Below are 12829 nucleotides of genomic sequence, written 5' to 3' on the forward strand. Positions count from 1 at the left end.
CGCGGTGGTGGCACCCTGCCCGCGCACCGATGCCGGTACGGCCGGGGCGGGCAGGGTTCAGCCACCGCTTTCGGCAACGAGTTCATCGAGGGTCTGTGGCCTGCGGAGGATCTCGAAGCGCACCGAGGTCTCGTCCGCGGTGTATCCGTACACCGCCGGCCTCGGCAGCGAGTTGTAGGCAAAGTGAGTGGAGAAGTAGTAGGCGCCGGTGTCCAGGAGCGCGACCAGATCTCCCTGCTCCAGGAGCGGCAGCGGCCGTTCCCTGGCGACAAGGTCACCGGCGAAGCAGCAGGGACCGGCGATGTCCTGGGGCACCGCGGTTCCCTCTCTCGGGCGGCCCGAGGCGTCCCACGCCTCGACACGCAGCGGCCAGGACTCGGGTGCGAACACGGTGCGGGTGGCGACCTGGGCGCCCGCATGGGTGACGGCGATGGCCCGGCCGCCGGCGGACTTGGTGTACTCGACGCGGGCCAGGACGACGCCCTGCTTGGCGGCGAGTGACCGGCCGAACTCGGTGACGATGCCGTACCGGCCGTCGAACAGGCCGGGCACGACGGCACGCAGCGTCTGCGCGTAGTCCCGGAAGGTCGGTGTCATCACGTCGGAGGAGAAGTTCACCGGCAGCCCGCCCCCGATGTCGAGCACGGTGATCTGCCGCCGCCCGGCTGCCGCGTTGATCTTTTCGGCCAGTGCGTGGACGGCGGCGACACCCTCGGCCATCAGCGCCAGAGGTATCCCCTGGGAGCCGGTGTGGGTGTGCAGCCGGGTCAGCCAGGGACGCTTCAGGAACGCTTCCACGAGCCATTCCTCCGCGCCCTCGTCGCGCAGGGCGATGCCGAACTTGCTGGTGGCGGTCGCGGTGCTCATCGCCCCGATGCTGCCCGCGCCGACCTGCGCGTTGACGCGGACGCCGACGGGACCGACGGCGGGCGCCCGGCGCACCAGAGCGTCGATGCGGGACAGTTCCTGGGGGTTGTCGGCGTTCACCGCGATGCCCAGTTCCAGGGCCTCGCGCAGCTCGGCCTCGGTCTTGGCCGGCGAGTCGAGCACGGTGTGCCCGGCGGATATCCCCGCGGCCCGGGCGATCGCCAGCTCGCCCGGACTGGCGACCTCCGCGCCGATGCCGGCGTGCCACAGGTGACGCAGCACGGGGACGAGTGCGGCCGCCTTGACCGCGAAGGTGTGCCGGACCTCGACATCGGGAAAGCCGAATGCCGCGTGCAGCTCGGCCGCCGCGCGCCGCAGTCCGTTCAGGTCGATCAGGCCGACGACAGGCTGGTCCGCGCTCACCAGTCGCTGCCGGATCGCCGCGGCGATCGCCTGACCCCGCTCCCCGGACAGGGGAGACGTATGCACATCGATGCTCATGGCCTTGCGCTTTCTCCCCCTTGAGACAGCTGGATTCCGCAGGATCGAGGGGGTGTTCAGGTTGGCTTCGTGCCGCTTCCTCGTTCGTGCCGGGTGGCGATCGCGTCGTAGGTCGCGGTGAGGGAGACGGTGACCGCTTCGGGCGCACGTTGCGCGACCCTGAGGAACAGGATGTCCACCACGGTCAGTTGGGCCATGCGGCTGGCCATCGCACCGGAGCGGAACCGGGTCTCCCGTGATGCGGTCGTCAGTACGGAGTCGGCCGACTGCGCGAGCGGACCGTCGGGGAAGTTGGTCACGGCGACCGTGTGGGCGCCTGCCGCCGCGGCCGTACGCAGGGCGGCGAGGGTTTCCGAGGTGCGTCCGGAGTGGGAGAAGCCGATGGCGACGGTGCCGGGGCGCAGCACCGCGGCACTGGTGATGCCCAGGTGTGAGTCGATCCAGCAGTTGGCCTGGTAGCCGATGCGGCGGAGCTTCTGCTGGAGGTCCTGCCCTGCCAGACTGCTCGATCCGGAGCCGTAGATGTCGATCACGGACGCCTGGACGATGGCGTCCACCACGCGGTCCAGTTCGACCACGTCCAGCGCGGCGGCCGTCTCCTCGATCGCTCTGGCCTCGTGGTACGCGAGCTTGCGGGCCACGTCGCGGGCGTCGTCGTCGGGTGCGATGTCGGCGTCCTCCACGCCGAAGCTGAGGCGTCTGCCCTGTTCATCGGCTGCGGCCCGGGCGAGGGCTATGCGGAAGGCCGGGTAGCCGGTGAAGCCCAGCGTGCGATAGAGCCGGGTGACGCTGGCCGGTGAGGTGGCGCACCGTTCGGCGAGAGTGGTGATGGTCATCTCCGCTGCCTCGGCCGGGGACGCCAACGTCAGCTCCGCGATGCGGCGTTCGGCTGGACGCAGCCCGGGCAGGGCCTGGCGTAGCCGCATCGTCACATCATCGACCATCTCGGGTTCTCCCTCGCTCCTGCTCCGTGGACCACTGCGGCCCGGGCCCGCGGGCCGCCGTCAGGTTCCGGCCGGGGCGTTCGTCCGCCCCGCCACCCATACCGTCCCATGTCACGGCTTCCGTGCTCCTCCGAACGCTTGACGAGGAGTGTGATGGAAAAAAGTTACACCAGAGGTGCTGACCGTGGAAATCTTTGTGCATAGTCTGCTCGGCAACATCCGGAAGCACACGGCGTCTCCGTGACGCTGCTCGGCATTCCCAGGAGGACGCACGTGCTCAGACGACACCGCCGCACGCTCAGGTGCCTGATAGCAGCCGGCACCGCAGCAACCGCCCTGGCGACGGCGACCGCATGCTCCGGTACCGCCTCCTCCAGGGGCGCGAACGGTCCCCTGGTGTTCGGCATCAGCGCGGACGCCACGCAGTTGCTGCCCTGGACGGCCACGGCTGTCCAGTCCCAGCAGGTACTGGGCCAGGTGTACAGCTCGCTGCTGGATCTGGACTCCGAACTCGTCCCGGTCGACGGCCTCGCGGAGCTGCCCGCCGTCTCGAAGGACGGCCTGAGCTATACGTTCACACTCAAGTCCGGTGTCACCTTCACGGACGGATCCGCGCTGGACTCGACCGATGTGAAGTACAGCATCGACAAGATCCTCAGCCCCGGGACCAAAGCCGTGGCGAGGACCTCGCTGTCCGCGGTGCAGCGGGTGACAGCCCCGGACGCACGCCATGTCGTGATCAAGCTGCGGGCGCCGGATGCCTCGTTGCTCACGGCGCTGACCGGCGTCAACACCGCGATCCTGCCCTCCGGCACCTCGCTGGACCGCCTCAAGAGCAAGCCCGTCGGCTCCGGCCCCTACGCGTTCGAGAACCGCACGCCGAATCAGTCCATCACCCTGGTGCGCAACGCCGACTACTTCCGTGGAAAGCCCGGGCTCGGTTCCCTGGAGTTCCGTGTCATCCAGGACGACGCCTCCATGGTCTCGGCACTGCGCTCGGGCACCGTCGACATGGCGATCTTCGACAACTCCGTCACCGCCAAGTCAGCCAAGTCAGCCGACGTCACCGTCCACACCGTCGACCAGCTCGACTACCACGCGCTGCAACTGCGCGCCGACTCCAGCACGTTCCGGAACAAGGACGTGCGGCTCGCTGTCCAGTGCGCCATCGACCGGGAACAGGTGGTCAAGACCGCCGCCCTCGGGCAGGGCGATGTCGCGGGCCCCATCACCTCACCCGCCTACGCCTCCGACCCCGCCGCCCGCCCCTGTCCGGCCCGCGATCTGAACGCCGCCAAGAAGCATCTCGCCGACGCCGGCAAGCCCAAGGGGTTCACCTTCACCGCGATCGTTCCGCAGGGCCTGTACTCCAGCGCGGCCAACGAGGCACAGAACATCCAGGCGCAGCTCGCCGACGCCGGCATCACCATGAAGATCGAGACCCTGGACTCCAGCGCCTACGTCGACCGCTGGCTGGCCGGCACGTTCGACGCCGCGATCGCCCTCAACGGCGCGGGCGCCGACCCGGCCACGACGTACACCCGCTACTTCACCAGCGGCGGAAACTTCAACAAGGTGGCGGGCTACCACTCGGCGAGCCTGGACAAGCTGTTCACCGAGGGCATCGCGACCACCGACCCCGCCGCACGCAAGGCGGTCTATCAGAAGATCTCGCGGGAACTCGAGGACCAGGCGGCGTGGATCTGGCTCTACACCGGCCGCAGCTACATCGCGGCCAACACCCGCGTGAACGGCTTCCAGCCGATCGCCGACGCGGATCTGCAGAGCCTGTGGGAGACGAAGGTCGCATGAAGTCCACGCTCCGCCACCTCACCGGGCATCCGGTGACACGCCGGCTGGGTGAGGCCGTCCTCACGCTGCTGGGCGTGTCCGTGCTGACCTTCCTGCTGCTGCGTGTCCTGCCCGGCGACCAGATCACCGCGTCGTACGGCATCGACGCCGGCGATCTCACCGGTTCCCAGCTCGCCCAGCTCCGCGCGTACTACGGGCTGGACAAGCCACTGGCCGAACAGTTCCTGTCCTGGCTCGGGGGAGTCTTCACCGGCAACCTCGGCTACTCCTCCAACGCGGGCCAGAGCGTCGCGGACATGACCGCGCACGCCCTGCCCGTCACCCTGGAACTCGCCGTCCTCGCGATCGTGCTGGCCCTGGTGATCGGCATCCCCGGTGGCCTGATCGCCGCCTCCCGGCCCGGTGCGCTGCGCGACGGCGTGGCCCAGAGCGCGAGCCTGCTCGTGCTGTCCGCGCCGGTCTTCCTGACCGGCACCGTCCTTGCCGGCGTGCTGGCCGATTCCTTCGGCTGGAATCCCAACGGTGAGACGTTCGCACCCCTGACCGAGGATCTCCCGCTGAACCTCCAGCAGATGCTGCTGCCCGCGCTCGTCCTCGGCGTGAGCATCGCCTCCCCGATCATGCAGACGACGAGGACGGCCATTCTCGACATCCGAAGTGAGGATTTCATCAGAACGGCCCGGGCCAAGGGCGTTCCCGAACGTGCCCTGCACGTACGGCACGTGCTGCGCAACGCCCTGATCCCCATCGTCACCATGAGCGGTCTGCAGTTCGGGTTCCTGCTCGGCGGAGCCGTCGTGGTGGAGCAGATCTTCTCCCTGCCGGGAATCGGCCGTCAGGTGCTGCTCGGCATGGGGCAGAAGGAGTACTCCGTGGTCCAGAGCACGGTATTGGTCATCGCGGTGATGTTCGTCCTGGTCAACCTGCTGACCGACCTCGTCTACCGCATGGTCGACCCGAGGGTGTGGTCGCGATGAGCGCTCTCGTGGAACAACCCGTCGCCCCTGCCGCACCGGTGCGCCGCGAACCCGTGCTGCGTGCCCTCGTACGCAACCGGTCCGGGCTGATCGGCACCGTGCTCACCCTGATCGTGGTCGCCACCGCCGTCGCGGGACTGGCGGGCGCACTGCCCTACGACCCGTCCGCGCAGGACGTCGCTGCCGCGCTGCAGTCGCCGAGCGGCGGCCACTGGTTCGGCACCGACCAGTTCGGCCGCGATGTCTTCTCGCGGGTCGCCTCCGGACTGGGCAGTTCACTCCTCGTGGCCGGTGTGTCCGTCGCCGTCTCCGGAACCCTCGGCGTCGTCCTCGGCATCCTCGCCGGCTACTACGGAGGGGTGATGGACCGGGTGATCGGTGTACTCACCAATGTGCTGTTCGCCTTCCCGTCGCTGCTGCTGGCCCTTGCCCTGGCCGCGACCCTGGACCGGAGCCGGCAGACGGTCTCCGTCGCCATCGCCGTGGTGTATCTGCCGATCTTCGTGCGCGTCGCGCGCGGTCCCGTGCTGACCTTGCGCAGCGCGGACTACGTCACCGCCGCCACCGCCATCGGACAACGGCGGCTGGCCACCCTGTTCACCCATGTCCTGCCCAACATGCGCAGCATCATCGTCGTCCAGGTCACGCTCACCCTGTCCTGGGCCGTCCTGACCGAGGCATCGCTCAGCTTCCTCGGCTTCGGTACACCACCGCCCGCGGCGTCGCTCGGCGTGATGGTCTATGACGCCCGCACCCTCTCCAGCATCGCGCCCTGGCTGCTGGCCGGCCCCGGCATCGCGCTGATCGTGTTCGTCATCGGACTCAACATGTTCGGGGCCGGTCTGCGTGACGTCCTCGATCCCCGCTCGGGGGGCCGCCGATGACCCGCACGCCGCCACCGAACGCCTCGCTGGACGCGCTGGTGACCGAACGCATGGACGGCATCGGCCCCATGCTCGACGCGCTGCCCACCACCGACCTGGTGCGCCTGATGAACGACGGCGACGCCGCCGTCGCGGGCGCCGTACGACAGCAGACGTCCGCGCTCGCCGCCGCCGTCGATGCCGTGGCCGCGCGCATGGCGAGCGGCGGCCGCCTCATCTACGCCGGAGCCGGGACGTCCGGCAGGCTCGGCATCCTCGACGCCTCGGAGATCCCGCCGACCTTCGGCGCCCCGCCGGGACAGGTCGTCGGCCTGATCGCCGGCGGCCCGCGGGCCGTCACCGACGCGGTCGAGGCGGCCGAGGACAACCCGGAGCTGGGACGCGCCGACGTCGACGCCCTCGACGTGGGCGCGCTGGACACCGTGGTGGGCATCGCCTCCAGCGGGCGGACACCCTACGTCCTCGGCGCGGTCCGGCGAGCCGCCGAACTCGGCTGTCTCACCGTGGGCCTGTCGTGCAACGTCGGCGCCCCGCTGTCCGCGGCGGTCGACATCCCCCTGGAGGTGGTCGTGGGCGAGGAGATCGTGCGCGGCTCGACCCGGCTGCGGGCCGGCACAGCCACCAAGATGGTGCTGAACACGCTGTCCACGCTGGTCATGGTGCGCCTGGGCAAGACGTACGGCAGCCTCATGGTCGACGTCCAGGCGACCAACGACAAGCTCCGGCAGCGAGCCGTGCGCATCGTCACGACCGCCACCGGTGCCGACGAGCGGACCGCCCGCCGGGTGCTGGAGGCCGCCGGATGGCACGCCAAGACCGCCATCGCCATGGTCGCCCTCGACTGCGACCGGGACACCGCGCGCGCCGCGCTCGCGGCCGCCTCCGACCGGCTCGGCAGCGTCATGGAAGGACACTGATGCGCGTACTCGGCATGATCTCCGGCACCTCGCACGACGGCATCGACGTCGCCGTCGTCGACTTCGCCCTGGACGGCACCACCCTGCGTGGCCGCCTCGCCCATCACGGCTCCGTGCCGTACCCGCAGCGGCTGCGGGCCGACCTCGTCGCCGCGCTGCCCCCGCGACGCGTCACCGCGGCGGACATCTGCGCGCTGGACACCCGCATCGGGCAGGCATTCGCCCGGGCCGCCCGCACCGCGCTCACCGCAGCGCCCGCCGACGCGGTCTGCAGCCACGGCCAGACCCTCTACCACTGGGTGGAGGGCACGACCGCCCGCGGCACGCTGCAACTGGGCCAGCCCGCCTGGATCACGGAGGCCACCGGCCTGCCGGTCGTCTCCGATCTGCGCGGCGCCGACATCGCCGCGGGCGGCCAGGGCGCGCCTCTGGTGCCGCTGCTCGACCGGATGCTGCTGGAGCCGACGGTGGAACGAGGTCTGCGCGCCGGCGCCCTCAACCTCGGCGGCATCGCGAACATCACCGTCACGGCCCCTGGGACCGAGCCGGTGGCCTGGGACATCGGACCGGCCAACGCACTGATCGACGCCGCGGTCGCCGCAGCCCCGGACACGGCGGACGACTTCGACCGCGACGGCCGGCTGGCCGCGTCCGGCACCGTCGACGAGGACCTTCTCGCCGAGTTGCTCGCCGAGCCCTACTACACGCTCACGCCGCCGAAGAGCTCCGGCAAGGAACTCTTCGACTCCGCCTACGTCGAGACGGTACTGCGGCGCACCGGCCACCGGCCCGCCCTGAACGATCTGGTCGCCACCCTGACCGCGCTCACCGCGGAAGTCGTCGCGCGGACCGTGCGCGAGGCAAAGCTGGATGTGCTGTACGTCTCCGGCGGCGGCGTGCGCAACCCGGCACTCATGCGCGCGATCACGGACCGCCTGCCCGGCCTCGCCGTGCACACGAGTGACGCACTCGGCGTGCCCTCCGACGCCAAGGAGGCCATCGCCTTCGCGCTGCTGGGCTGGAGCACACTGCACGGCCTGCCCGGCAGCGTCGCCAGCTGCACCGGCGCCGCGCACGAGCGCGTGCTCGGCCGGATCACCCCCGGCACACGACCGCTGGCCCTGCCCGGCGCACCGGGCGTGCCTCCCCGTCGGCTGGTGGTCGGCGGAGGGACGGCATGAACCTCGACCTGACCGCAGCCGCGCGGGACGTCCTGGACAGCGGCGACCCCGGACAGCGGCCGGCCGGGGTGTGCCTGGGCGTGGCCACGCCCGCCACGGGCACGGTGCTGGCCGCCGCAGGCTGGGCGCGGCGGCCGGACGGTACCGCCCCCGGCGACCCCATGACCGGCCGGACGCTCTTCGACCTCGCCTCGGTGACCAAGATCGCGGCCACCACCGCCCTGGCCATGCGGCTGGCCGCGGCCGGCCGGCTCGACCTCGACGCCCCCGTCAGTCCTCACCTGCCCGGTTTCCGCGGCGGGGACAAGGACCGGGTCACCGCCGCCGACCTGCTCGCCCACCGGGCCGGGCTGACCCCCTGGTGGCCGCTGTACTGCCGGACCACCGACCGCGAGACGGCACTGGACCTGGCCGAGCGGATTCCGCTGCACACACCGCCCCGGCACCGCCGCACATACTCCGACGTGGGCTTCCAACTGCTCGGCCGCATCGTGGAACGCGTCACCGGCACCGGCTTGGCCGCGGCGTTCCAACAGTGGGTCGCCGGACCCCTCGGCCTGACCCGAACCCGGTACGGGCCCGTCGATCCGGCCGCCGCCGCGGTGTCCGCCGACGACGACCGCATCGAGTCGTCGATGGTGGCGACGGGCGAACCGTACCCGGTGCCCTTCACCACGGCTGACTTCACCGGCTGGCGCACCACGGCGGTGCGCGGCACGGCCGCTGACGGCAACACGGCCCACGCGCTGGGCGGAGTCAGCGGACACGCCGGGCTCTTCGCGCCGCTCGACGAACTGCTCAGGCTGGGGGAGGCACTCGTGCAGGACGAGACGTTCGTCCCGGCAGCCGTGCGGCACCGGTTCATCACGGCGGCCGACCCGCGGGACCCGGAACAGGGCCTCGGCTTCCGCCGGTTCGAGGTGACCACCCCGGACGGCCCGGTCCCCATGGTGGGACACGGCGGTTTCACCGGAACCCATCTCGCGGTCGCCATCGACCGCCCGCTGGCCCTGGCCGTCGCGGCCACCCGCCTGCACGTCACCCGCGGTGCCCGTGGTGCCCGGGCCGACCTGGTGCCCGTCGAGGTGCTCGCGCACCGAGCCCACCTCGGCATGGTGCGCAGCCTCACCGAGGCAGGCGCCTTTCCCTCCAGCCGGTCCGGCCGTCCTGCGGTGACCGGCCCGTCCGGTCCTCGTACCGCCACGCACCATCAGGAGTCACCATGACCGCATCCGACGCGGCCGCGGCCGGTCCGGCCGCCGGTTTCCCGCACGGCGAACCCAAGCTACGCATCCGCGATCTCTCGGTGGTCTTCCGCACGGCCGGCGGCGACTTCACCGCCGTGGACCGGGTCGACCTCGACCTGGCAGCGGGGGAGACGGTCGCCGTGGTCGGTGCCTCGGGGTCGGGCAAGTCGACGTTGGCAGCCTGTGTCAACCGGCTGCTGGCGGACAACGGGCGGATCACCGGCGGAACCGTCCACCTCGACGATCTGGACATCACCGCCGCCCAGGAGAAGACCTTGCGGCAGCTGCGCGGCGCGCGGATCGGCATGGTGCCGCAGGACCCCATGACGAACCTCAACCCGGTCGCCACGATCGGCGCCCAGATCGCCGAGGCGTTGCAGGTACACGGCCGGGCCCAGGGCGAACAGGCACGGAAGGAGGCGATCGCCCTGCTCGAACGGGCCGGCATCGCCCACGCCGCGTCGCGTTTCCGGCAATACCCGCACGAATTCTCCGGCGGCATGCGGCAACGCGTCCTGATCGCCATGGCCCTGGCCTGTCGGCCCGACGTACTGATCGCGGACGAGCCCACCTCGGCGCTCGATGTCACCGTGCAACGCCTGGTACTCGACCAGATGGCCGAACTCACCCGCGAGATGGGCACCTCCGTGCTGCTCATCACCCACGACCTGGCCCTAGCCGCCGAACGCGCCGACCGCGTGGTGGTGATGCACAACGGCCGCGTCGTCGAAGCCGGCCCGTCCCGCGAGGTCATCGCCGACCCCCAGGACGCGTACACGCGCCGACTGCTCGCGGCGGCGCCCGGCATGGCACGGGCCAAGGTCACCCAGGTGACACCGGACGCCGCGCGGGACGAACCCCGCCCCCTGCTGGAGCTGCGCGGCATATCCAAGGACTACCGGCTGCGCGGCCGCCGCGAGCCGCTGCGCGCCGTCGACGGCGTCAGCTTGAGCGTGCTGCCCGGCCGCACCGTCTCCATCGTCGGCGAGTCCGGCTCCGGCAAGTCCACCACGGCCCGCATCGCGCTGCGTCTGGAGGACTGCGACTCCGGCGCGGCGCACTTCGACAACGCCGACATCACCAAGCTGAAAGGCCGTCGGCTGCTGCCGTTCCGCCGCGCCGTCCAGCCGGTCTTCCAGAACCCCTACGCCTCCCTCGACCCGCGCCACACCATCGCCCGGATCGTGTCCGAGCCGCTGCGCGTCCACGGCATGGGCGGCAGCCGCACCGACCACCGTGCCACCGTGATCAGGCTGCTTGACCAGGTCGCCCTGCCGGCCTCCTGCGCCGACCGGTACCCGCACGAACTGTCGGGCGGCCAGCGCCAGCGCGTGGCCATCGCCCGGGCCCTGGCACTCGAGCCACGGCTGATGGTCATGGACGAAGCCGTGTCCGCGCTGGACGTACTGGTCCAGGAGCAGATCCTCGACCTCATGGTCGAGCTCCAGCGCGAACTGGGCCTCGGCTACCTGTTCATCAGCCACGACCTCGACGTGGTGCGGCTGGTCTCCCATCACGTCCTGGTGATGCGCAAGGGACGCGTGGTCGAGGAAGGCACACCGGAGGCGATCTTCGACCACCCGACCGACCCGTACACCCGAGAACTCATCGACGCGATCCCCGGAAAGGCTCTGCACACGTGACCATGCGCCCCGCGCCCGCACCGCGCGTTCTCGTCGTACGCAACGCCGAACGCAGCGGCCCCGGGCGCCTGTTGCCCTGGCTGACGGAAGAGGGTCTGACCGTCGTGGAGACCGAGGGCTCCGCCGCCCCCGACACCCCCGACGGATACGACGCCGTGATCCTGCTCGGCGGAGGGTTCCTGCCCGACGACGACGCCCGGCACCCCTGGCTGCCCCGCGAGCGCCGCCTCGCCCGCCGCGCCGTGGACAGCGGCACGCCCCTGCTCGGCATCTGCCTGGGCGCCCAACTGCTGGCGGCCGCCCACGGCGGCACCGTCGACGGCGACCACGGCACACCCGAACGGGGCTCCTGCCCCGTCGCCCGGCGCCCCGAGGCCCTCGACGACCGGCTTCTGCACAACCTGCCCGACCTCTTCCACGCCATACAGAACCACCGGGACCAGATCACTGCGCTGCCACCCGAAGCCGTCCATCTCGCACACAGCCCGCTCTGCCCTGTCCAGGCGTTCCGCCTCGGCGAGCGGGCCTGGGGCGTGCAGTTCCACCCGGAGGCCGGCGCCGACCGACTCACCCAGTGGGACGAGGCCGCACTCGCCGACGAAGGATCGGACCTGCGGGAGCTGCGCGCCCGGGCCGAGCAGACGGAACCGGAGTCCGCTCGCGCGGCCCGGCAGCTGGTGGCGAACTTCGCCGCCGTCGTGCACGAGCATGCCGCCGCACCTCCCGTGGTCCTCGACGGACACAACGACCTGCCCTGGGCCTATCGCGTCCGGCGGAACTCCTCCGTGGCGGACTTCGCCGGACCGGCGCCGGAATTCCACACCGACCTGCCGCGGCTGCGGACCGGCCGGGTGGGCGGGCAGTTCTGGGCCGTCTACGTCGACTGCGAGGACCCGGACCCCGTACGCAGCACGCTCCAGCAGATCGACCTGGTGCACCGGCTGGTGGCCCGTCACCCCCAGGACCTGCGGCTGGTCCGGGACGCCGCCCAGGCCAGGCAGGCCGCCGCCGACGGACGTATCGCCTCGCTGCTCGGCGCGGAGGGCGGCCACTGCATCGGCGACGACCTGGCGGTGCTGCGGTCCTTCGCCCGGCTCGGCGTGCGCTATCTCACCCTGACCCACAACGACAACACTCCGTGGGCGGACTCAGCCACCGACCGGCCCCGGAACAACGGCCTGTCCGACCGCGGGCGGGACATCGTCCGGGAGATGCAGCGGCTCGGCATGCTGGTCGACCTCTCCCATGTCTCCGTGGCCACCATGCACGACACACTCGACATCGCCGGGGCACCCGTCATCTTCAGCCACTCGTCGTGTGCGGCCGTCAACCCCCATCCACGCAACGTGCCCGACGACGTGCTCGCCCGCACCGCCGCCGGCGGCGGAGTCATCATGCTGACCTTCGTGCCGTCGTTCGTGTCCGCCGACCACTGGGCGTGGACGCGGCTGCCCCAGGAGGAACGCGACCGTATCGCGCCGCCCACCGTGACCATCGCCCAGGTGGCCGACCACATCGAGCACGCGCGCGAGGCAGCGGGGATCGCCCACATCGGCCTGGGCGGCGACTACGACGGCACCCCCGCGCTGCCGCCCGGACTCGCCGACGTCTCCCGCTACCCGGCCCTGTTCGACGAACTCACCACCCGTGGCTGGTCGCCCGCCGAGCTTCGCGCCCTCGCGTCCGGCAACATCCTGCGCGTACTCGCCGACACCGACGACGCCTTCGCCGCCCAGCGGTAGCACGGCACCAGGAAGCGCGGCCAGGCCCCCGGACCTGGCCGCGCCCCGCCCGAGCCGGGCCCGGCGCGACCACGCGACCCGGGACTCCTCGGCAACGGTGACCGCACCCGTGCC

10 protein-coding genes are annotated in these 12829 nt (G+C 71.5%); 8 read left to right on the forward strand and 2 right to left on the reverse strand.

Going from position 1 to position 12829, the window contains the following annotated elements:
* Nucleotides 1-57: 57 nt before the first annotated feature.
* Both CTZ28_RS15610 and CTZ28_RS15615 read right to left on the reverse strand, forming a co-directional pair.
* Entirely contained in the window at nucleotides 58-1368 is a 1311-nt protein-coding gene (locus tag CTZ28_RS15610) for a type III PLP-dependent enzyme domain-containing protein (RefSeq protein WP_121889997.1), read from the reverse strand.
* A gap of 56 nt (nucleotides 1369-1424) precedes the next feature.
* Nucleotides 1425-2312 carry a MurR/RpiR family transcriptional regulator gene (locus CTZ28_RS15615; protein WP_121889998.1) on the reverse strand — a complete coding sequence of 296 codons (888 nt, stop codon included), beginning with the start codon at nucleotides 2310-2312 and terminating at the stop codon, nucleotides 1425-1427.
* A gap of 273 nt (nucleotides 2313-2585) precedes the next feature.
* Between CTZ28_RS15615 and CTZ28_RS15620 the strand changes: the two genes are divergently transcribed.
* Genes CTZ28_RS15620 through CTZ28_RS15655 form a run of 8 tightly spaced genes read left to right on the forward strand, consistent with a single transcriptional unit; the run spans nucleotide 2586 to nucleotide 12715 of the window.
* Nucleotides 2586-4124, forward strand: a complete 1539-nt coding sequence (locus CTZ28_RS15620) for an ABC transporter substrate-binding protein (protein ID WP_220795338.1) — start codon at nucleotides 2586-2588, stop codon at nucleotides 4122-4124.
* Nucleotides 4121-5101, forward strand: coding sequence for an ABC transporter permease (locus tag CTZ28_RS15625; RefSeq protein WP_121889999.1), 981 nt, complete (start codon nucleotides 4121-4123; stop codon nucleotides 5099-5101). Before CTZ28_RS15620 ends, CTZ28_RS15625 begins: the two co-directional genes overlap by 4 nt.
* Nucleotides 5098-5985, forward strand: a complete 888-nt coding sequence (locus tag CTZ28_RS15630; protein ID WP_121890128.1) for an ABC transporter permease — start codon at nucleotides 5098-5100, stop codon at nucleotides 5983-5985. Before CTZ28_RS15625 ends, CTZ28_RS15630 begins: the two co-directional genes overlap by 4 nt.
* A complete protein-coding gene (gene murQ / locus CTZ28_RS15635) occupies nucleotides 5982-6902 on the forward strand; it encodes an N-acetylmuramic acid 6-phosphate etherase (RefSeq protein ID WP_121890000.1) in 921 nt (306 codons plus the stop codon). Before CTZ28_RS15630 ends, murQ begins: the two co-directional genes overlap by 4 nt.
* Complete coding sequence (locus CTZ28_RS15640) at nucleotides 6902-8083, forward strand: anhydro-N-acetylmuramic acid kinase (RefSeq protein ID WP_121890001.1); 1182 nt, start codon at nucleotides 6902-6904, stop codon at nucleotides 8081-8083. Before murQ ends, CTZ28_RS15640 begins: the two co-directional genes overlap by 1 nt.
* The gene (locus CTZ28_RS15645; RefSeq protein ID WP_121890002.1) at nucleotides 8080-9309 is read left to right on the forward strand and encodes a serine hydrolase domain-containing protein; all 1230 of its coding nucleotides are present in this window, start codon (nucleotides 8080-8082) and stop codon (nucleotides 9307-9309) included. The genes CTZ28_RS15640 and CTZ28_RS15645 overlap by 4 nt, the downstream gene beginning before the upstream one ends.
* Nucleotides 9306-10973 (forward strand): ABC transporter ATP-binding protein, encoded by a 1668-nt coding sequence (locus CTZ28_RS15650; protein WP_121890003.1) that lies wholly within the window; start codon nucleotides 9306-9308, stop codon nucleotides 10971-10973. The genes CTZ28_RS15645 and CTZ28_RS15650 overlap by 4 nt, the downstream gene beginning before the upstream one ends.
* A gap of 2 nt (nucleotides 10974-10975) precedes the next feature.
* Nucleotides 10976-12715: a membrane dipeptidase gene (locus CTZ28_RS15655; RefSeq protein ID WP_121890004.1), complete on the forward strand. Its 1740-nt coding sequence runs from the start codon at nucleotides 10976-10978 to the stop codon at nucleotides 12713-12715.
* Nucleotides 12716-12829: the final 114 nt, after the last annotated feature.

The sequence above is a fragment of the Streptomyces shenzhenensis genome, from assembly GCF_003688995.1.
GTDB classification, from domain to species: domain Bacteria; phylum Actinomycetota; class Actinomycetes; order Streptomycetales; family Streptomycetaceae; genus Streptomyces; species Streptomyces shenzhenensis_A.